A 21,374-nucleotide genomic window follows, 5' to 3' on the forward strand; every position below is an offset into this window, starting at 1 on the left:
CCTTGCACGAAGCTTGCAATGCGAATCCTGCTGATCGAAGACGACGCCGCCCTGGCCGATGGACTGATCCGTGCCCTGCAGGGCGCCGGCCATCTGTGCGACCACCTCTCGCGTGGGCTGCACGCGCCGGCTGCACTGGCCAGCGCGTCGTATGACGTGATGGTGCTCGACCTTTCATTGCCCGACGTCGATGGCCTGGACCTGCTCTCGCGCCTGCGCAACGAAGGCGTCACCCTGCCGGTGCTGATCCTGACCGCACGCGATGGTGTGGAGGACCGCATTCTTGGCCTGGACCGCGGTGGCGATGATTACCTGGCCAAGCCGTTCGCACTGGGTGAGCTGGAAGCCCGCCTGCGTGCACTGTCGCGCCGCCGCAGCGATGCACCTGCGCAGAAGCGATTGGGCCGCCTGTGCTTCGACAGCATCCGCAATGAAGCGCAGGTGGACGGCCAGCGCATCGAACTGACCGCCCGCGAGCTGTCGCTGGTCGAGGCACTGATGCAGCACCCCGGCCGCACCGTCACCAAGCAGCGCCTGTTCGACGCGCTGTACAGCTGGGATCACGAGGCCAACCTGTCGGTGATCGAAGTGCATGTCAGCCGCCTGCGCCGCAAGCTGGAACAGGCGCGCGCCGGCGTCGGCATCCGCATGCTGCGTGGGCTGGGCTATCGGCTGGAGGCCGGCGGTGACTGAGCGCGTGCACAGCCTGCGTGGCCTGCTGCTGCGCCGCCTGTGGCTGCCGCTGCTGGTACTGCTGCTGTGCAGCGCAGTGGGTTCCTTCGCGCTGGCGCGCTTCTACGCCGGCCAGGTCTACGACCGCTGGCTGCTGGACTCGGCGATGTCGTTGTCCGAGCTGGTGAAGGTGCAGGACGGGCGTGCCTCGATCGAGATCACCCCGGCGGTGTCGCGCATGTTCACCTGGGACACCGCCGACGAAGTGCACGGCGAGGTGGTGGATGCCGATGGCGGGCGACTGTATGGCGACCTGCCTGAGGCGCTGCCACGCCCTGCGGCCGGCCCTGCAGGTGATGACGACGCCGTCTACTACGATGCGCGCCTTCGTGGGCAAGCCGTGCGCATGGTGGAAGTGGTGGTCAGTGCCGGGCCGGGCCACGATATCCGGCTGCGCGTGGCCGAAACGCTGCGCAAGCGCCATCGCCTGGAACGCAAGCTGCTGCTGACCAGCATCCCGTTCCAGGCCGCGATCCTGGCGCTGGCCGCATGGTTGGCCTGGTCCGGTACCGGCGCTGCCGCACGCCATGCCAACCAGGTGGCGCGGCGGTTGGCCAGCCCACGCCCGGACCCGCTGGCGCCTCTGGAGCCCGCGCAGGAGGCGCCGCGCGAGCTGTGGCCAGCGGTGGAAGCCTATAACGCGCTGCTGCAACGGCTGGACGCGATGCAGGCCGCGCAACGGCGCTTTGTCAGCAACGCCGCACACCAGTTGCGCACGCCGCTGGCCGCGATGCAGGTGGAGCTGGAGAGTTCATTGCGCCAGCATGATCCGCAGGCGCAGCAACTGGCGCTGTCCGGCACGCTGGCCGGGCTGGCGCGGCTGCAGCACCTGGTCAACCAGCTGCTGATGCTCAGCCGCTCCGAGGATCCGCATGGCAGCGCACTGCCGCTGCAGCCGCTGGACCTGGCCGCGCTGGCACGCGATGTGGTCGAGCGCTACGCCGACCGTGCGTTGGCGGCGGGCGTGGACCTGGGTTACGACGGACCCGACGACGGCGTGCAGATGCAGGGCGATCCACAGCTGCTGCGCGAGGCACTGGGCAACCTGCTGGACAACGCGCTGCGCTACGGTGCCGTGCCCGGTGTGATCACCCTGGGGCTACAGCAGGATGCCGAGGGCGTGCAGGTGTGGGTGGACGATGACGGCACCGGCATTGCCGAGACCGAGCGCGCGCGCGTCACGGAACGTTTCTACCGGGCCAGCAGCGAGGGCGACGGCTGCGGGCTGGGGCTGGCGATCGTGGCCGAGATTGCGCAGCGGCATGGTGCGGTGCTGGTGATTGATGGCGCGCCGATCGGTGGCGCGCGGGTCGGGTTGCGGTTTCGTTCCCACTGACGTCCGGCGTGCCAACCAAGGTTGGCACCTACCAAGGCCCCACGGCCGGCGGATTCCGGTAGATGCCAACCAAGGTTGGCACCTACCAAGTGCGGGGCAATGACGGCGGCAATGCGGGGCTGCCCATCATCACCGGCTCATCGAATACGGCGCCTGCGCGCCCTGCCCGGGCCACGCCTTGTTGGGCTCAGCCTGCATGCTGAAGCGCAGTTCGCCGCCGGCCAGGATCTCGTCGTGGCGCAGGAAGGTGCGCTGCAGCGGCTTGCCGTTGAGGCTCACGCTGCCGACGTAGGTGTGCCTGTCATCCAGCCCGTCGGCCACGATGGTGAACGTCTTGCCGTTCGGCAGTCGCATCGCGGTCTTCGGAAGGAACGGACGACCCAGGATGTACTCGCCCGAACCCGGTGCCACCGGGTAGAAGCCCAGCGCGGTGAACACATACCACGCCGACATCTGGCCGACGTCATCATTGCCAGCCAGGCCATCGGGGCGGTCGGCGTACTGGGTGTCCATGATCTGCTTCAGGCGTGCCTGCGTGCGCCACGGCTGGCCCGCGTACGAATACAGGTAGGCCACGTGGTGGCTGGGCTCGTTGCCGTGCGCATACCAGCCGATCAGGCCGGTGATGTCTTCCATGTGCTCGAAGATGGATGGGTCCACCTTGGCGTTGAACACCTCGTCCAGGCGCGCGAGCAGCTTGTCGCTGCCACCGTGCGCTGCCGCCAGACCGGCAACGTCCTGCGGCACGTACCACGAATACTGCCAGGCATTGCCTTCGGTGTAGTCGGTGCCGTAACCACTGGCGCTGGGATCGAACGGCGTGCGGAAACTGCCATCACGCTTGCGCGCACGCATGAAGCCGGTGTCCTTGTCGAACGCGTTGCGCCAGTTGCCGGCGCGCTTGTCGAAGGTGGCCGCGATATCGGTCTTGCCCATGGCCTGCGCCATGCGTGCGATGGTCCAGTCATCAAAGGCGTATTCCAGCGTCTTGCTGGCCGCTTCGCCTTCCTCGTCGATCGGTACGTAGCCCAGCTCACGGTACTGCGCGATGCCGTCGTAGGGACCGTAGTTGGCGGTCTCGACCATTGCCTTCAGCGCCTTGTCGGCGTCGAAGCCGCGGATGCCCTTCACGTAGGCGTCGGCGATCACCGGCACCGCGTGGTAGCCGATCATGCACCAGTCTTCCAGGCCATGGAACGACCACACCGGCAGCATGCCGTAGGGGCTGTGCTCATGGTGGGCCAGCATCGAATTGACGAAGTCGCTGTTGCGCTTCTCCGGCTGCACAAGCGTCAGCAGCGGATGCAGCGCACGGTAGGTGTCCCACAGCGAGAACGTCGAATAGTTCGTGAAACCATCGGCTTTGTGCACGGCGTTGTCCGAACCGCGGTACTGGCCATCGGCATCCATGAACAGCGTCGGCCCCAGCATCGTGTGGTACAGCGCGGTATAGGCGCTGCGCCGGGCGTGTTCCGGCGCATCGATATCGAGCACCGACAGCGCCTGCGTCCATTCCTGCTTTGCCTGCGCACGCACGCGGTCGAAATCGAAGTCCGCCACTTCCGCGTCGAGGTTGGCGATGGCACCGGCTTCACTGACCGGCGAGATCGCCACCTTGACCACCAGTGGTGCGTCCAGCTTGCCGAACGCGAACGTACCGACCAGCTGACGGCCCTCGATCTGCGCACGCTGCGCGGGATCCTTCTCACCCGGCGGGGGGAAGCCCTTGTAGACGATGTCCTGCTCGGTGTTGTGCAGCTCGTGCCCGGAAAGCGGCCGCGAGAAACGCATCGCGAAATACAGCTGGCGGCCCGGCGCCCAGCCGCGCGTCTCGCGGAAGCCGGTCACCGTACCGTCGGCGCGCACCCGCACCCGCGACCACAGCACCTTGCCCGGGTAGTCGTACATGCTGGTGCGCATGTCCAGCAGCACCTTGGCGTCGGTGCCCTTGGGGAAGGCATAGCGGTGCACGCCCACGCGCGCACTGGTGGTCAGTTCGGCGCGCACCTTGTAGTCATCCAGGGTGACCGCGTAGTAGCCCGGCTCGGCCTTCTCATCAGCGTGGCGGAAGCGCGATGCATAGCCGCTGCGCGGCTTCTCCGGATCACCGCGCTCCAGGCCGGGGTTGCCGGTGAACGGCATCAGCAGGATGTCGCCCAGGTCCGAATGACCGGTGCCGGAAAAATGCGTATGCGAGAAGCCGACGATGCTGCTGTCGTCGTAACGGTAGCCGGCTGCCCAGCCATAGGCCTTCTCGCGCGGCTGGATGCGTGTGTCCGGGCTGAGCTGGACCATGCCGAACGGTACCGTGGCGCCCGGGTAGGTATGGCCCTCTCCACCGGTGCCGATGAAGGGATCGACCGCGGCATAGGCGCGTTCGGCAGCGGTGTTCGGTGTGGCAGCCAGGGCGGCACCGGAGGCAAGCATGGCGGTAGCGGCGAAGGCGATCAGGAGACGACGGTCCAGCGTGGGCATCGGCATTTGGATCGATTCAGATGGTGACCGGATGCTAGCACCGGGACTCAGGCGCCGCATGTTGCGGCGCAGCTGAATGAATCCAAAGGCGACAGGAGTTGTCTGATTTCCAATGCAACTATTTGCATGGTTCGGCGCCATGGCGCTCACCAGACTGTCGTCAAGCCCAAAAGCGGCGCGAAAAGGCGTCCCGCGACAACCCCGGCTGCGACGTGACCGCCATCGCACTTCGCGCCACCTGGGCCGGAAATGGCATCGCAATCACCTTCTCTTCACACGATAGCGGCGTTTCATTCACGCCGACGAAGTGAATGCGGTCCCTTTCCTGAAGTTCGATGTCCACAGGAGTCCCGTCATGAAGATCGCAGTTCGTCGTTCCCTTCCGCTGGCCATCGCCGCCGGCATCGCCCTCGCCTCCACCGCCCAGGCCGGAACTCTCGGGCCTGGCCAGTCGGCCATCGTGAATGCTGGCGACCCTGTTGAAAGCTGGACGGCCCAGGGCGCCACGCTGACCTTCAGCACCGGCAGCGCCGCCACATCCGTAGGCATCAGCGACGGATCCACGCTCACCATGACGGGGGCAACAGCCACCGCCACCAATCCGTTTGCTGCCGTCCAGATCGCCTCCTCCAGCGCGACGATCACCGGCACCCGGATACAGAACAATCGCGCTGCGGGATTGGCGGTAACCAATGGCAGCTCTGGTGGTGCTGCCGGCAACGCATCGGTTACTGACTCGAGCATCAGCGGCCAGGGAATCGGAAGCTATGTTCAGGGTGGCATGCTGACGCTGAGCAACACAACGATTGATGGAACCGGCATCGGAGCCGGGCTTCTTCCACCCGAAATCTCGTCCGGTCTGGCAGTCTTCTCCAATTCAAACGTCAGCATCACCAATGGCTCCGCAATTGCCGGAGATGAGAACGGCATCTTTGTGAAGGACATCGGGGGAACGCCCACCAGTACGATCACTGACAACGTTCTCACCGTCGACAAGTCGCGCGTCATCGGCCGCAACGGCTCAGGCATTGTGGTCAGCGGCGCAGGGATCATTGCCCCAACCACCGTCAACGTTCTCAACGTCAGCACCGTCAGCGGCGGCAATGGCGTGATTGCAGAAGCCGTTTACGGGGGCACCCTGAATCTGAACGTGGACGCATCGCAACTGCAGGGCACGCTTCGTGCCGATGCAACGTCGCAGTTGCACGCCAATTTCTCCAACGGCGCCGTACTGAACGGCGCGATGACCAACGTCACCAGCGCCACGCTGGATTCCGCCACCTGGAACATGACCGGAAACTCCACGGTCGGCGCCCTCAACCTCGGCAACGGCACCGTCTCCCTCGGCGACGGTTCGGCCTTCCACACCCTCAACGTGGCCGGCAACTTCACTGGCAATGGCGGCACCCTCGCCTTCAACACCGTGCTGGCCGGCGATGATGCAGCCACCGACAAGCTGATCATCGGTGGCGACACCAGCGGTACCGCCAACGTGCGCGTCAACAACGTGGGCGGTGCCGGTGCGCAGACCAACCAGGGCATCCAGCTGATCCAGGTCGGCGGCGCGTCCAATGGCCAGTTCAACCTAGCCGGCCGTGCCGTCGGTGGCCAGTATGAGTACTTCCTGCACAAGGGCACCGGTGCCGACGGCAACTGGTACCTGCGTTCGCAGCTGCCGACCGTGCCGGACCCATGCGTGGTCGATCCCAGCCTGCCGCAATGCCAACCGGTCGATCCCGTGGATCCGGGCGAGCCGGTGCTGCGCCCCGAGCCCGGCGCCTACCTGGCCAACCTGCAGGCCGCGCAGAGCATGTTCCGCCTGGGCTACCACGACCGCAACGCCGGCCAGAACTCCGGCCGTGCCTGGGCCCGCGTGGACGGCTCGCGCAATGGCTTCGATGCGGTCAGCAAGCAGCTGGATATCCGAGGCAACAGCCAGGCGCTGACCGTCGGTGCCGATCTGTGGCGTCACGAATCGGGCAGCAGTGCGGGTGTGATGTTGTCGACCGGCAACGCCACCAGCACCTCCACCAATGAACTGACGGGCTACTACGCCCGCGGCAAGGTGAAGGGCGAGGCGCTGGGCCTCTATGGCACTTGGCGCGGCGGCAACGGTGCCGACCCGTATGCGGGCTTCTACGTGGACGGCTCGCTGCAGCGTGCGCAGTTCCGTAACCGCGTAGAGGGTATCGGCCTGGCTGCCGAGCGCTACGACAGCCGCGCTTGGCAGGGTGCGGTGGAAACCGGCTACGCATTCCGTGTGGGTGGCGCCAGCAACGGCGGCATCTATCTGGAACCGCAGCTGCAGGTGGGCTACAGCCGCTGGGACAGCAACCGCCACACCGAGGCCAACGGCACGGTGGTGGGTGCTGAGAATGCCAACGGCCTGTTCGGCCGTGCGGGCCTGCGCCTGTCCGGCGTGACCCGCTGGGGCAACGGGTCCACCGAGGTGCAGCCGTACCTGGCCGCCAACTGGCTGCATACCCGTGCCGAATCGCGGATCCGCATGGATGACGAGATCGCCGATGCACGCGTGCCGCGCAGCCGTGGCGAGTTCAGCGGCGGTGCGTCGGTGAAGTTCGCCAACGGCATCGGCGCCTGGGGCGGGCTGTCGCTGCAGCGCGCCAGCGGCTATCACCAGACCACCGCACAGGTGGGTGTCAGTTACAGCTGGTAATCGGTCGCCTTCAGCCCGTGATCGCTTCGATTGCGGGTTGATATCAAGGCGGGAGGTGTGGCCGTCGGACTGGGGTCCCCGGCCACGGCGTGAAGGGCGCGACAGGGATTGTCGCGCCCAACACATATTTGCCGGGGTCTACAGCAGTGAGTGACATGACCTTTCGATTCTGCCCGTTTGGCAGAAAGCATCAATGAGCGTTCCACGTCGTGATGCGTACAGGATGGCGCCGCAGCGGACATGCCGCTGCCGGGATTGGAACCCCCGGATGAAACTGAAGATCTGCCTGCCATGACTATGGCGGGCGCTGCGTGTGGCCGTCTGGCCATCGGAGTTCTTCTTCAGTCTCTCCGGGTTCCAACCTCGCATCGCCCGCCACCCTTGCGGTGGCCCTCGCTTCCCAAGGAGTTCCCGCATGACCCAACGTCCGCTCAGCCCGGCCATGGAGTCGCTGTTCCAGCGCATCGAACATGCCCTCAACAGTGCCGAAGGCATGGCCATCCTCATCGGCGAACAGTACGGCCCCGAGCCGAAGCCTCCCGCGCCGATGGGATACAACCCGAGGCAGATCGCCAATGCGATGGTCATGCTGAGCCAGCATGGGCGATGCCTGCTGCGGGCGCTGCGCGAGGAGGCGGAGAAAGTGACCTACCACTAGGTACGATGTCGCCAAGCCCCGCTCGGATCTACAGGCCACGCGCGACCGTCCCCACCATCAGCCTGGCAAGGCGCCCTGCAACGTGGCGAGGTCGGCGCTGTCGACCGGCCTCACCACCCGCGCCACTTCCTGCCCGTCATGCAGCAACACCACGGTTGGCCACAGCTTCACCCGGAAGGCACGTCCCAGTGGCTTGCCCTTGCCGTCCTCGATCTTCCAGTGCACCAGATCGTTGGCATCCACGAATGCCTGCAGCGCAGGTTGCGCCGCTTGGCAATGTCCACACCAGGGCGCTCCGAACTCCAGCAGTTGCCAGCCCGCCTGTGCTTCCACATCCGCGCGGGCCGGCTCCGCCGACAGGTGATCACGCATGAAAGGCATGCGCGCTACGCCGCCAACGCCTTCTGGATATCCGCCAACGGTGCGTTGGTCAGGTCCTTGGCAATATCACCGAGCAGGCGCGCCTGGACTTCCTTGTGCAGCAGCGGCCGGATGCGCCCCAGCGTGGTCGGGTCGGCCACCAGCACCAGGTGCGCATAGCGGTTGTTCAGTGCATCTTCGTTGAGCTGCTCGGCCACCTGCTTGGCGAACGTCGCTTCGTTGAGCTGGGAGATGGACATGTCCTTGGGCACCGCACCGGCCGGCCCCTGCCCGGATACACCCTGTTCGCTGATGTCCTGCAGGCGCAGTTCGCCTTCCTGCTTCAGGGCCAGCTGATGTTCGCTGCCGACGTTGGTGAACACGCGGGCCGAACCACCGTCGGCGACGATGATCAGCGTACCTTCGGGAATGCGACGGGTCATGCAATGCTCCTTCTCGATTGCGTTCACCCCCACCGTAGACAGCGTTGCGTGAGCGGCGCGACCAGAGTTCGTTCAACGCATGTCATTGCGTTGCGTGCGCGCATGAACAGGCGCGATGGAACACAGCGTGCAGTTCCGTCTGCTTCGCTGCATGCTCACGCCGATGCCGTTATGATGAACGGATGATCGACACGACCCACTACGTGACGGGCGCACCTGTTACGTGGGAAGCACTGCCGACCGGCGCTTCGCTTGCCACGAATGCTCCCGCCCTGCATTTCCATCGCCTCGCGCTGGATCCCGGCGGATGACGCCCGCAGGCCCGCTGCCTGCATTCCCTACGCTGCTGTGACCCTCGGCCGCTGACTGCGCGGCCGCTGTGATCCCGTTGCCGCGTTTCCGCCCTTGCGGCGGTGCTTCGCCGTGCGCGTGGCGTTGCGCCTGCACACCTTCCCCGGCCCCCACGCCGCCTTCCGATGCCCCTGCGCCACCTGCGCCTGCATCGCCGTTTCCGATTTCCGGGACACACCGCACCGCCCATTCCCCTATTCCATACCTACAAGGGAGCCCCATGCAGGACACGCCCGATTCCCATGCCCATTTCGGCTGGTTCAAACGCCGCCGCCACCTGAAGGTCGATGAGATCACCGTCGTCGACAAGCCCATGCTCAAGCGCGCCGTCGGCGCCGCCGCACTCGGCAATGCCATGGAGTGGTTCGACTTCGGTGTCTACGGCTATCTGGCCGTCACCATCGGCCAGGTGTTCTTCCCGTCCAGCAATCCCACCGCACAGGTGATCGCGGCCTTCGCGACCTTCACCGTGGCGTTCCTGGTGCGCCCCCTGGGCGGCCTGGTGTTCGGCCCGCTGGGTGATCGCTACGGCCGCCAGAAAGTGCTGGCGTTCACCATGATCCTGATGGCGCTGGGCACCTTCTCGATCGGCCTGATTCCCGCCTACGAACGCATCGGCATCTGGGCGCCGGTGCTGTTGCTGCTGGCGCGCGTGGTGCAGGGCTTCTCCACCGGTGGCGAGTACGGCGGCGCGGCCACCTTCATCGCCGAGTACTCCACCGACCGCAACCGCGGCCTGATGGGCAGCTGGCTGGAGTTCGGCACGCTGGGCGGCTATATCGCCGGCGCCGGTACCGTCACCGCACTGCACATGCTGTTGAGCAGCGAGCAGATGCTGGACTGGGGCTGGCGCATTCCGTTCCTGGTGGCCGGCCCGCTGGGTCTGCTCGGCCTGTACATGCGCATGAAGCTGGAGGAAACACCGGCGTTCCGCGCCTTCGCCGAGGAAGCCGAGAAGCGCGAGCACGACCGGCCCGGGCTGGGCGCGCTGTTCCAGGTGCATGGCCGCCAGCTGCTGGTGTGCATGGGCCTGGTGCTGGTGTTCAACGTGACCGACTACATGCTGCTGACCTACATGCCCAGCTACCTCAGCGTCACAATGAACTATGCCGAGAGCAAGGGCCTGCTGCTGATCATCATCGTGATGCTGGTGATGATGCCGTTGAACATCGTGGGTGGATTGTTCAGTGACAGGCTGGGCCGCCGCCCGATGATCATCGGTGCCTGCATCGCGCTGCTGGTGCTGGCGGTGCCGTGCCTGCTGCTGATCGGCAGCGGCAACGACTGGCTGATCTTCCTCGGCCTGATGCTGCTGGGGCTGGCGCTGGTGTGCTTCACCAGCTCGATGCCGTCCACGCTGCCGGCGCTGTTCTACACCCCGGTGCGCTACAGCGCGCTGTCGATCGCCTTCAATGTGTCGGTGTCGCTGTTCGGCGGCACCACGCCGCTGGTGACCGCGTGGCTGGTGGAGCGTACCGGCGACCCGCTGGTGCCGGCGTATTACCTGATGGGCGCAGCGGTGATCGGCCTGGTGACCATGCTGTTCGTGAAGGAGACCGCCGGCCTGCCGCTGCGCGGTTCACCGCCGGCCGTCGGCAGCGACAAGGAAGCGGCCGCGCTGTTGAAGAGCGATGTACCGGTGACGGTGGACCCGACCCTGCCGCCGCTGCCGGACGTTGCGGAGCCCGAGCAGGTGAAGCCGGCCTGAGGCTGGGCACAGAACGCGATCCACGCATGACGTGGATCTGCTGGCCAGGTGGCGCCGGGTAGATACGCCCGGCGCTGCCTGGCGCTACTTCCTGATGCGGGCCAGCGTCCCCGGCGTCCAACGCAGCGTCCAGGTGTAGTTTCCGTCCGGCGGACAGACGTGGCGGAAATCATGGGGAATTTCGCAGACCGTTGCGCCCGCGGTAACGGTGAAAGCAACGATGATCCGGTTGCCATCGATTCGGATCGACTGCACCGCGCCCGGAATCTGGATGCCGGCATCATCGCCATAACCTGATTCCCGGATGGCCGCGAAATCCTCGGCATCCACCCGCGACAGGCTCTTCGGGTTCTCCTGGCCGCGTGGATCGTTCGCCGTCAGCGCCGTCATCACCGCCACCACATTGCTTTGCGCGAAGCTGCCACCGGTGTAGGTCGACGTGTAGAAGTACACAACTTCGGAGCGACCATCACCATCGAGATCGGCAACACCCGTCCACACCGGGCGGAAGTCCGATTCGATATCGTCACCGGGAATACGCCGCAGACTGGCTTCGGCGGCCCGGTAGGCCTGTACAAGGCTGGGTGGCGCCACCACCCGCTTGGACGCGGCCGGCGCAGCCACCGCCGTCAAACTGGACAGCGCCAGCGCAGCAAGCGGCAGGCAGATCGAAGTGAAGCGGAACATCGCAGGTCCGTGCATGTCGTCCTCCTTGAGCGTGCGGCCAGTCTAACCGCAGCTCCGGTGGCGCCCAGTCGTGCACGGCGCAGTGTCGCGCGATGTGCGGAAGGCATCCACGCATGGCGTGGATCTACTGGGGTGTGTTCAATTCCATCGCGCGCATCACGATGGGCTTGGCCCAGCCCGGCGTGTGCAGCAGGTCGGCTACCGCAATCGGGTACTGCAGTTCGCCTGCAGCCATGGCCAATACCGGCAGCGGCACCACGCCGCCCTGCGCGTCGGCCGGCGCGCTGTTGTCGTAGACATGCAGCTCGGCCAGGTGCGGCAGCAGCTCCAGCAGGTTCGCGCGCGCGGAATCGAAACGCGCGTGGATCTTCTCCACCGGGATATCGTGGCCACCGGCCGCCACGCGTGCGGCAACACGGGCGACGTGCAGCTCGACATCGGCCAGCCCACAGAACCAGATCGCCACCTGATGCCGTTCGCAGGCCTCACGCAGCAGGCGCGGGATGGTGTTGCCACCGAGTGTGGTCTCGAAGGCGAAGTCGGTGCCATCGGCCATGGCCTGGCGCAGGCGACGGGTGCCTTCCTGCCACGCCTCGGCGTTGGCCTCCGGCAGCGGCCAGCCGGCGTCGACCAGGCGGCGGGTGAACGAGTCCGGGTTGAACCAGCTCAGCCCTTCGGCGTCCAGCCAGGTGCCCAGCAGCGAACTCTTGCCGGCGCCATTGACACCGGCCAACGCCAGGATGCGTCCCATCGATCAGAGCGGACGGCCGAGGGTGACCTTGCGGCCGCGCCGGATCGGCTGGCCCAGCACCTTGCCCAGCCCTTCCCCACGCTGCAGCCCGGCCAGGGTCTGGTCGAACTCGCTGCGCAGGCGCTGCAGTTCCTCGTTGCGCTCACCGGCATCACTGCCGGCGGCCTTGGCCAGCAGTTCCTGGTAGGTGCGGATGTCCACGATCACCGCTTCCGGGTGATTGTGGTTGGTGATGACCAGTGCCTGCTTCTCGCGCACGGTGCGCATCAGGCTCGGCCAGCCCCGGGTCTTCACCGACGAGGCCGGGGCCTTTTCGAGGCCAGGCAGATCCAGCGGCAGGGTCATGGCACGGCTCCAGGCAGGGTGGATGAGCACCACTATACCCAAATTGGCCAAATTGGGGATAAATCCCCTTTCACCCCAGGGGGCCGGTGTCCGGGGCGTCGGTCTGCAGCAGGCTGTCGCGCTCGCGCAGCGGGAAGCGGATCCAGGCGTCCAGCCCCTGCGGGGCAAAGCGCAGCTCGCCACTGCCGGCCAGCTCATAGGGCACCCGCTGCTCGATCAGGACCCGGCCCAGGCCACGCTGGCGCGGCATCTCCCAGCCCTCCACCTCGGCATGGCGCTCGCACCAGTGCAGGCCCAGCCACGGCTGCCCGTCCTGCACCTGCAGGTGCCAGCAGACGTCGATCCGACCATCCTCGTGGGTGAGCGCGCCATGCCGGAGCGCGTTGGTGGCCAGCTCATGGATGGCCAACGACAGCACTTCGGCCGCCTTCGGTGGCAACAGCACATCCTCACCCTGCAGGTGATAGGCGGTCGCCGCCGGCGTCTGTGCCGCAATCTCCTCGTCGAGCATGCCGCGCAGGCAGACTCCTACATTGGCGCCGCGGGTCAGCAGGCTCTGCGTGCGCGCCAGTGACATCAACCGCGCACACAGGCGCTCGGCATACTCGTCCACGCTGCCGACCGATACGCGGGTGCGCCAGGCAATGGCATGGATGGTGGACATGATGTTGCGGACCCGATGCTGCAGCTCGGCCAGCAGCACCGACTGGCGCTCGGTGGCGCGCTTGAGGTCGTCGATGTCCACGGCGATCGCGAACACGCCACTCACCTCGCCCTCGGCATCGCGCAGCGGTGCGGCCGCGACCCGTGTCCATCGTGCTCGACCGTCATCATGGGTGAACTGGAACTCGAGGCCGGGAACCACCGTCTCGCCCCGCAACGCCCGGGCGATGGCGAAGTCCTCAGGGCCGATGGTCGAACCGTCCGCATGCCAGCCGCGCCAGCGATGCTGGTTCTCTGCATCGGTCGAGGGGACCTTGCCACTGGGCAGGTAGGCGCGCATCTGGTCGTTGGACAGTTGCAGCTTGCCGTCTGCGTCGACAATGCAGACACCCACCGGCAGCACCTTGAAGGCCAGCGCCAACCGGCGGTCGCTCTCACGGCGCTTCTGCTCTTCGCGCTCGCGAGCCGCCTGTGCGACATGCGCGGATGTCGTTTCGAACATGGTCACCAGCACGCCGTTGATGCATCCTTCCTCTCCACGGATGGGGCTGTAGGTGATGGTGAACCAGACATCCTCCAACCGCCCCCGCCGCGCCAGCGGATAGAGCTTGTCCTCATAGGTGATGGTCTCGCCCTGCCACACACGCCGGTAGATCGGGCCGTTGATGTGCCAGACCTCGGGCCAGCACTCGCGGGTCGGCTGGCCCAGCCCGCCAGGATGCTTGTCGGCCAGGATCTCGGCATAACCATCGTTGTAGAGCTGCACCAGCTGCTCGCCCCACAGCACGATCATCGGGAAGCCATGCGCCAGCATGAGGTCAACGGTGGCGCGCAGATGTGGCTGCCATCGTTCGATCGCACCCAATGACGTGGATGACCAGTCGTGGCGGGCAATACGGGCGGCCATGCCGTCATGCCGCGTGTGCGCCTGCCGCGAGAGCGGCCTGCCCGGGCGCTCGGCAGCATGGAGCCCTTCGATGCGGCGCGACATGCCGCGCAATCAGGCGATGCCCGCAGGGGCCTGCGGCGTCGCCACCAGCCCCGCCAGCTGCTGGACCAGGGCCTCGATGTGATAGGGCTTGGTGCAGCGGGGGGCGCTGGCGAAGCGGCTGGGCAGATTGTCGTCGTAGCCGGAGGTCAGCATGAACGGGGTGCCCGCCTCGGCCAGGCGATCGGCCAGCGGGTACACCTGTTCGCCACCCAGGTTGATGTCCAGCAGGGCCACATCAATGGGGTTGTCATCCAGCAGCCGCCCCAGCGCCTGCAGGTCTCCGGCCGGCCCCACCACCTGCGCGCCCTTCAGCTCCAGGTAGTCCACCAGGAACATCGCGATGGCGAATTCGTCCTCCGCCACCAGCACCCTCAGCCCTTTGAGGCCCTCTGGTTTATTGCCCGCTTCCAGCACGACCGGCGCTCCTCGATACACGCGGCCCACCTCTGCCGCAACGCCTGCAGGATGCGCGAAGCGGGCTACAAGGGCGCGTGATGATCGATGAAGATCGCCGCCACGGCGCATTCACTCCGGCATTGCAGCGGCGCGTTCAGAACGCACGTTCCCATTTCAGGCTGAGCAGGCTGCGGTCGTGGCTGTACAGCCAGCCGACGTTGCTGTCGACGCGGGCGTAGCGCAGGCTCAGGCTGGGCACCAGCCCGGCCACGGCCAGGCGTTCGCTGCGTACGATGGCGATCAGGTTCTGTTCGTCGTCCTGCCTGCGCGCCTCGAGCAGCGGACTCCAGGCGTCGTAGTCGCGATGGCGCAGCGACACGAATACGGTGGCCGTAGTGCCACTCCACTGCCGTGCCGCGCCCACCCGCAGGCCGCGCTGGCGGTAGCCGTTGGCCGGGTCGGCTGCGCTGCTGTCGGTGACATCCAGCCCGGCGAAGACCGTCCAGCGCGGATTGAGCGCGCGGAACCAGGTGGCATACAGCGATGCCAGCTCGCCGTCGTAGTTGCTGGCCAGGCCCTGCTGTCGATACCGCTGGCGCTTCCAGTCGGCCTCCAGCTTGAGCAGGCTGCGTGCATCCAGGGCGTACTGCCATTCCCCGTGCACGCCACTACCGCCCTGTAGCGCATGGTTTCCCAGGCCCTGGTAGTCATAGCTGGGGGCCAGCATCACGGTCTGCCGTGCGCTGCGCCAGCTGTAACCCGCCTGCACGTTGGCATTGAGCTCGTTGTAGGCACTGTGCCCGCGCCATGCCTGACCGAAGGCGAGACCGCGAACGTACAGACCATGATGCCCGCCGAGCACCCAGCGCCGTTCCAGGCTGGCGTCGTAGTCGAGGCCCGCCGCGCGCTGGGCGTCGGGCAGTTTCCGTTCGATGATGCAGGCGTCGCCCACGCCGAACAGGCAGGTGCGGCTGGCCGAGCTGCGGTTGATGTTGTCACTCCATGCCGGGCCGGCCGACAGCGCGCCTTTCCAGCGCTGGCGCGCCTGCAGGGCAGCCAGGTAGCCGTCCACGCGTGCGCGGACGCCGGCCGTGGCCGGATCATCGGCATTGATGCCCGCAGCGATGGCGGTGAACAACGCGACCGCATCGCGATCGCGCTGGTCCTCGGCATAGACACGCGCCAGCTCAAGGCGAGCCGGCAGGAAATCCGGCTGCGCCGCCAGCAGCGCTTCGTACTCCGTCGCCGCGCGACGATGGTCGCCGGCCACCCGTGCCAGCGCCCCCTGTGCATAGTGGCGCAGCAGGGGGTCATGCCCCGGCAGTTCGATGTACTCCGCGAGGAACGCAGCGGCGGCCTGCCATTGCTGATGCTGCAGTGACAGGTACAGCGCCTGGCCAAGATCGTCGACGGTGCGCTCCACGCGCAGGGTCTGGCCGTCGATGGTGATGGTCGGCCGCTCCGATTCGGCCTGCTGCAGGCGCTGCTGGTCCTGCTGCTGGTGGCGCAGTTCCGTGCCCTGTTCAAGTACGCGTCGAAGATCGTCCTGCTGGGCGCGCACATCAGCGGCAGCCAACAGCAGTACGACAAGGAAGATGGAATGGCGCATGGTCGATCCGTGGTGGTGCGTGCAGCGGGCCGAAGCAGGGACTGGCGGATCGCGGCTTGTCCCTGCCCTGCCCCGTCAGGGGCGTGGCGATCAGTTCTTGCTGCCGCCGAAGGCGGTGTCGTACTGGCTGTTGCCGGCGAACGTGGCGATACCGGCCAGGGTGGCGGCGTTGGCGCCGAAGAACTGGCCCTGGGTGGCACCGGCAACGTTGCCGTTGGCGGTGGCGGTACCGGCGAACGAGGCGTTGGCGCTGTTGATGTTGGCGTTGACGTTGATCGCCAGGCCGCCACCGGTCAGGCCGCCGAGCAGCTTGCCGCTGCCGAAGTCCGCACGGAAGGTGCCGGACAGCAGGTTGCTGCCGTTGAACTTGTTCAGGCCCGCGACGCTGTAGGTGGCTACGCCAGCCGGCAGCGTGGTACCGGCACGGTCACCGACGAAGTAGACCTGGCGGTTGTTGAAGCCACCGGCGGCGCCATCCTTGGACCACTCGCCGAACCACACGTCACCACTGCCAACCTTGACGAAGTTGAAGTGGCCCATGCCGGCATGGCTGCCCGGTGCGCCGGTGATCGGCATGGCCAGCGTGCGCACGGCGGTGCCATTGACGGTGGTGGTGCCCGAATACAGGCTCAGGCCCTGGAAATCGACCGGCTTGGCGTTGGAGACGGTGCCGACGCCGATACCGGCCTTGCCTGCCTGGTGCGGGCCACCGTTGACCTGCGATTCGCCGACGGCGACGTACAGCTCGGCGTCGGTCACCGGGCTGGCAGCACCGACGATGTCAGCGGCATGCGCGGCGCCGGCCAGGGCAAAGGTGGCAGCAACGGCGAGAACCGAACGGGAGATCATCTTCATGGTATTGCTCCTTGGGTTGTGGGAACTACGGGTACAACGCTTGAAAGCGGGAGGTCAGAAGCGCGCGGTGATGCCGAGCTTGAGGGTGCGGCCCGGCGCCGGCAGCGTGGAGCGCGTGGCCGGGTCGACGTAGTAGCGGTTGCCGAGGTTGCTGCCCACCAGCTCGACGCTGGCGTGCACGTTGAAGCGCCAGCGCGCGTATGCATCGACGGTGGTGATGTTGCCCCAGGTGAACGGCACGTTCTGCCACAGCAGGCTGCTGCCACCGACCAGCAACCGGTCGCGGTAGGCCTGTAGATCGGGGTTTTCGTGGCGCTGGTAGTGCACGATGCGGCTGCCCAGTTCCAACCGTTCATCGAACAGGCGCGTACCGAGCGACAGGTTCACCGACAACTTCGGAATCGCCTGGGTCAGCAGGTAGCCACTGACGAAACCGTCCTGCACGCAGTTCGGCACCAGGCCACGGTTGGCATCCAGCAGCACGGCCGTGCTTTCGTCGCACACCTCGTTTTCCAGCGTGCGCGAAATACCCAGGTCGGTGAAGAAGCGCCGGTTGTCGAAGCGTGCCTGCAGCTCGATGCCGCGGATGGTCTGCTTGTCGATGTTGTCGAACAGGAAGTAGGCGTCGCGCTCGATTACGTTGCGGGTCTTGTGCACGTAATAGGCCAGCTTGACGTCGGCATCGGCGGTGTTGCCGAACAGGCCCGACAGGTTGTGTATGTAGCCCAGCTCGTAGTTGTAGGCATGCTCAGGCTTGAGCGTGTACAGCGGATTGAGGCTGCTGGAGAAAGCGATGGTGCTTTCGAACATGCTGGGGAAGCGCACTGCTTCGCTGTAGCGCAGGTAGACGCGCGCGGCCTTGGACAGGTTCACCGTGGCCGAGAAAGTGGGCAACCACGCGTGATCGCGGCGGCGGTCATTGCGCCCGTCCACCGGCCGCGACTGCATGGTGTTGCCGATAGTGCAGACCAGGTCGCTGCCGGGGTAGATCGGCAGCACGCCGGGTATGCCCGCCACCTCGCCGTTGAGACAGGGGTTGGTCGCACGGGCATAGTTGCCGTTGGCATCGGGCAACCACGGAAGCCGATGTTCCACCGCCTGCGGCGTCTCGTAGTACGCCAGCAGACCATGCAGTGCATCGTCAATCACCGAACCCATGCCGATGCTCTCCCAGAACTCGCGTTCGGCCTCCAGTGCATCGATCTCCGCCTGCAGGCTGGCCGGCCGCTCGGGCAGCTCATTGGTCCGGTAGGTGGCCTCCTTGCTGCCCACGCCCTTGGTCAGCAGCTCCGGGTGGGCCTGCAGGAAGTCGTCGAACGCCCAGTAACGACTGTAGCGCACGCCGGCGTTGAGGGTCAGGAAATCGACCGGACGCCATTCGAGGTTGAGATAGCCTTCGCCCTCCTGGCGCCGGCCAGCACGCGGAAACATGCGCCAGCCATCGGTGGTGCCGAAGTACGGGTCGCGAGAACCCAGCTTCTCGTACTGCCAGTTGCCGCCCACGGTCAGGTCCAGCGTGGAATGCAGCGCGAAGCGGTTGCTCAGGGTCAGCCCGGTACGGTCATTGCGCGCATTGGCCAGTGCGGTGTTGCGCAGGATCGGGCTGACCCCGGGATTCCACGCCGGATTACCCGGTGCGAAATTGGGAAACCCACCGGCGGTGTAGGTATCGCTGTCCGTCTCGGTGCGCCACAGGTTGGCGTACAGATCAAGCCAACGGCTGCCGGCCGGCTGGAAGCGGTACTCCAGGTTCCACGCATCGGACGCAACCCGACTGAGAGGCCACTGGATGCGCCCATAGTCCGGCGCCGACAGGATTCGCGACGGCATGATCTCGCCATAGTGCGACAGCGTGCGCCGCCAGGTGGCCTTCAACTGCTGGTCGTCGTTGATCTGCCAGCTGCCCTTGACCAGCCACGATTCCTGTTCGCTGGACGTATTGGGCACTTCATCGTCCGGCTTGAAGTAGCGCGCCAGCGTGGTGATGTAGTCGATGCCCTGGTACTCGAACTGCTCGCGCCGGTCCTGGTCGTAGTAGCCGCTGCCCTTGCTGCCGGAGAAGTAGTTGCCGCGCTTGCGCCAGGCATAGGCGGCCATCAGGTCGACGTTGTCGCCACGCACGCCCAGCGCCAGGCGCCAGGCCTGGTCTTCGCCATCGAAGGGGTTGTTGCCACTGCGTGACTTCACCGGCACCACCAGGGTGCGGTCGTCGTAGGGCGAGTTCGGCGAGCCCTGCGGGAACCCCGGCACCGTGCGGTAATCTTCGCCGGTGTGCAGGCGAGGCAGGCGCGGCGCCACCGCATTGCTGCTGCCTTCAATCTTCAGCTCCCCGCCGAAGCGCTCACCCGCTTCCACGATGTCATCGACGTCGATGGTCTTGATCACCAGCGCGCCACCGATCCCGCTGTGCACATCGCGCACCAGCCCTGGCCCCTTGATGACCTGGATGCCACCAATCAGGTTGGGATCGATGTAGTTGCGGTTGCTGACGCCGTTGTAGCCGCGCCAGACCGTGAGCGCCTGCTCGCCACCGTCGATGCTGACCGGCACCCGCCCCGGCCCCTGGATGCCGCGGATGTTGATGTCCAGCGCGCCGCTGTTGCGCGCATCGCCACTGAACACGCCGACCAGATCCTTGACCACGTCGGCCGGGTTGGAGCCGCGGTAGCGCTCCACCCGGTCGCGCCCCGAATACGCCGTGGTCAGGTCCAGCGCGAACACATCATCGTAGCCGCGCCGATCGCGGGCCTCGCCCCCTTCCGACTGCAGGCGACCGGCCACGTCCAGTGTTTCGGTCACCCGCACCCCTTCCCCTTCACCCGACTCCGCTGCGGCACGCAGGCTCCAGGTGCCGTCCATGCCGCGCTGCGCACGCACGCCGCTGCCGCGCAGCAGCTGCTGCAGGGCCTGCATCTGGCTGTACTCGCCACTCACCGCGCTGGAGCGACGGCCTTCCACCAGATCACTGCGGAACACCACCTGCACATCGGCCTGGCGGCCAAAGGCACGCACAGCATCAGCGAGGGGCTGTTCCGGAATGGTGTACTGGCGCAGTGGCGCGACGATCGCCGTTTGCGCCTGCACGGCCGGCACACAGGCCAGCGGCAGCAATGCGGTGGAGATGGCCAGGGCCAGGACAGTGGCGCGGCGATGACAGGCGGATGCCGTGGACGGCATGGACAGGAACTCCTCAAGCGGGGCGGGACCATCGGCACATCCGGTGCCGGTGGTGTGTCTGGCTTGAGGAAAAACGGTGTTTCGCTCTGGCTATACCTCTATAGACAACGGGGCACGGCGAGTGCCCACGGTTTTTTCATGTTTTTTTCATGCGGCGCTTTCTGCCATCAACCGGCTGCACCTCACCACAGCACCATCGCGCCGCCAGGAAGGCGCTGCACGCGCAGTCCCGCCTGCGCGGCCACCGCATCGATGGCGGTCTCCGGTTGCTGCAGATGGAACAGGCCACTGACCCGTACGCGTGCACCCTGCCCGCCCAGTACCCAGACCGGCGCACGACGGTAGCGCGCCAGATCGGCGATGGCCTGCGCGGCCGGCTGATCATCGATCACCACCTCGCCACGCCGCCATGGCGCCATGCTCTCCGGATCTTCCAGTTGCACCGGCTGCAGCCAGCGCCCGTCACGGAACACGCGTGCCTGTCCGGCATGCAGGCGCTGCACGCTGCCATCGCCCGGGCGCACATCCACTACACCCTCACTGACCTGGGTGGTGACCGTGGTATCCAGCATCTACACGCTGAAGGCGGTGCCGATGTCACAGACCACGCCGCCCGCCGCCTCGACCTGGAACGGGCGAGCCTCATGCGCTACCTGGAACCAGGCCTGGCCGCGCAGCAGGCGCAGGTGGCGCTGCCGGCCATCGAACTCGATCGCTAGTGCGGTGCCGGCATCGAGTATGGCGGTGCTGCCGTCGTCCAGCTGCACCAGGTGCGGCGCATCGCTGCTGCGCAGGTCACTACGAGCAAGCAGCAGCGCGTGCGGCGCAGCGGCAACCATCAGCACCACCGCGGCAGCACTGGCCAGCAGCCACGGCAGGCGGCGGCGCGGCGTGATCGGACGCAGCCCTTGGCGATCAGCCGTCAACCCGGGCAGCGCCGCCAGCACGTCGGGCCCGGCGGCATCCAGCCCCTGCCAGAACGCCTGCTGCTGGCGCCAGGCCAGCGCGTAGCGCGGATCGGCCTGCAGCCAGCGCTGCAGGGTTCGTTGCTGGCGTTCCGGCAGCGGGCCTGCACTGCACCGGATCACCCAGCGCAACGCCTGCCTGGCCTGACGCGGCGAGGGTTCGGACGTGGTCATGGTTGTGGCCTGCCGCACCGC

General features: G+C 66.6%; 18 protein-coding genes and 1 pseudogene. 6 read left to right on the forward strand and 13 right to left on the reverse strand.

The window, feature by feature from the left end; translation table 11 throughout:
- Positions 1-18: 18 nt before the first annotated feature.
- Entirely contained in the window at positions 19-693 is a 675-nt protein-coding gene (locus tag ACUZUJ_RS11960; protein ID WP_049447311.1) for a response regulator, read from the forward strand.
- Positions 686-2,068, forward strand: a complete 1,383-nt coding sequence (locus ACUZUJ_RS11965; protein ID WP_197587721.1) for a sensor histidine kinase — start codon at positions 686-688, stop codon at positions 2,066-2,068. The genes ACUZUJ_RS11960 and ACUZUJ_RS11965 overlap by 8 nt, the downstream gene beginning before the upstream one ends.
- Positions 2,069-2,197: 129 nt before the next feature.
- On the opposite strand, the gene ACUZUJ_RS11970 is transcribed toward ACUZUJ_RS11965, so the two are convergent.
- Both ACUZUJ_RS11970 and ACUZUJ_RS11975 read right to left on the reverse strand, forming a co-directional pair.
- Positions 2,198-4,549: a GH92 family glycosyl hydrolase gene (locus tag ACUZUJ_RS11970; RefSeq protein WP_119006347.1), complete on the reverse strand. Its 2,352-nt coding sequence runs from the start codon at positions 4,547-4,549 to the stop codon at positions 2,198-2,200.
- Positions 4,550-4,703: 154 nt separating this feature from the next.
- Entirely contained in the window at positions 4,704-4,886 is a 183-nt protein-coding gene (locus ACUZUJ_RS11975) for a hypothetical protein (protein ID WP_101765567.1), read from the reverse strand.
- A gap of 12 nt (positions 4,887-4,898) precedes the next feature.
- On the opposite strand from ACUZUJ_RS11975, the gene ACUZUJ_RS11980 reads away from it, so the two are divergent.
- On the forward strand, positions 4,899-7,220 hold the full coding sequence (locus ACUZUJ_RS11980; protein ID WP_119006349.1) for an autotransporter family protein: 2,322 nt from the start codon (positions 4,899-4,901) through the stop codon (positions 7,218-7,220).
- Between the two features lie 415 nt (positions 7,221-7,635).
- A complete protein-coding gene (locus ACUZUJ_RS11985; RefSeq protein WP_049447317.1) occupies positions 7,636-7,878 on the forward strand; it encodes a hypothetical protein in 243 nt (80 codons plus the stop codon).
- A 57-nt stretch (positions 7,879-7,935) separates the two neighbouring features.
- Here ACUZUJ_RS11985 and ACUZUJ_RS11990 read toward each other — a convergent pair whose 3' ends face one another.
- Complete coding sequence (locus ACUZUJ_RS11990) at positions 7,936-8,259, reverse strand: thioredoxin family protein (protein WP_049447319.1); 324 nt, start codon at positions 8,257-8,259, stop codon at positions 7,936-7,938.
- 5 nt (positions 8,260-8,264) lie between these two features.
- Entirely contained in the window at positions 8,265-8,681 is a 417-nt protein-coding gene (locus ACUZUJ_RS11995) for a host attachment family protein (RefSeq protein ID WP_014037377.1), read from the reverse strand.
- Positions 8,682-8,863: 182 nt separating this feature from the next.
- On the opposite strand from ACUZUJ_RS11995, the gene ACUZUJ_RS12000 reads away from it, so the two are divergent.
- Both ACUZUJ_RS12000 and proP read left to right on the forward strand, forming a co-directional pair.
- Positions 8,864-8,992, forward strand: a complete 129-nt coding sequence (locus ACUZUJ_RS12000; protein WP_256202341.1) for a hypothetical protein — start codon at positions 8,864-8,866, stop codon at positions 8,990-8,992.
- Positions 8,993-9,252: 260 nt separating this feature from the next.
- The gene (gene proP / locus ACUZUJ_RS12005) at positions 9,253-10,740 is read left to right on the forward strand and encodes a glycine betaine/L-proline transporter ProP (protein WP_049447321.1); all 1,488 of its coding nucleotides are present in this window, start codon (positions 9,253-9,255) and stop codon (positions 10,738-10,740) included.
- A gap of 84 nt (positions 10,741-10,824) precedes the next feature.
- Here proP and ACUZUJ_RS12010 read toward each other — a convergent pair whose 3' ends face one another.
- The 9 genes and pseudogenes from ACUZUJ_RS12010 to ACUZUJ_RS12050 form a co-directional block, all read right to left on the reverse strand.
- On the reverse strand, positions 10,825-11,442 hold the full coding sequence (locus ACUZUJ_RS12010) for a hypothetical protein (RefSeq protein WP_049447324.1): 618 nt from the start codon (positions 11,440-11,442) through the stop codon (positions 10,825-10,827).
- Between the two features lie 109 nt (positions 11,443-11,551).
- On the reverse strand, positions 11,552-12,178 hold the full coding sequence (locus ACUZUJ_RS12015; RefSeq protein WP_049447326.1) for an ATPase: 627 nt from the start codon (positions 12,176-12,178) through the stop codon (positions 11,552-11,554).
- 3 nt (positions 12,179-12,181) lie between these two features.
- A complete protein-coding gene (locus ACUZUJ_RS12020) occupies positions 12,182-12,523 on the reverse strand; it encodes a type II toxin-antitoxin system prevent-host-death family antitoxin (protein WP_049447329.1) in 342 nt (113 codons plus the stop codon).
- Positions 12,524-12,593: 70 nt separating this feature from the next.
- On the reverse strand, positions 12,594-14,177 hold the full coding sequence (locus ACUZUJ_RS12025; RefSeq protein WP_049447344.1) for a sensor histidine kinase: 1,584 nt from the start codon (positions 14,175-14,177) through the stop codon (positions 12,594-12,596).
- A 9-nt stretch (positions 14,178-14,186) separates the two neighbouring features.
- Positions 14,187-14,591 (reverse strand): response regulator, encoded by a 405-nt coding sequence (locus ACUZUJ_RS12030; protein ID WP_049447331.1) that lies wholly within the window; start codon positions 14,589-14,591, stop codon positions 14,187-14,189.
- 136 nt (positions 14,592-14,727) lie between these two features.
- Positions 14,728-16,182 carry a porin family protein gene (locus tag ACUZUJ_RS12035; RefSeq protein ID WP_049447333.1) on the reverse strand — a complete coding sequence of 485 codons (1,455 nt, stop codon included), beginning with the start codon at positions 16,180-16,182 and terminating at the stop codon, positions 14,728-14,730.
- 90 nt (positions 16,183-16,272) lie between these two features.
- Positions 16,273-17,037 (reverse strand): Slam-dependent surface lipoprotein, encoded by a 765-nt coding sequence (locus ACUZUJ_RS12040; protein WP_014037385.1) that lies wholly within the window; start codon positions 17,035-17,037, stop codon positions 16,273-16,275.
- 54 nt (positions 17,038-17,091) lie between these two features.
- The gene (locus tag ACUZUJ_RS12045; RefSeq protein WP_458220057.1) at positions 17,092-20,214 is read right to left on the reverse strand and encodes a TonB-dependent receptor; all 3,123 of its coding nucleotides are present in this window, start codon (positions 20,212-20,214) and stop codon (positions 17,092-17,094) included.
- 182 nt (positions 20,215-20,396) lie between these two features.
- Positions 20,397-21,353, reverse strand: a pseudogene (locus ACUZUJ_RS12050) (FecR family protein).
- Between the last annotated feature and the right edge of the window lie 21 nt (positions 21,354-21,374).

Source organism: Stenotrophomonas sp. S4, from assembly GCF_054187805.2.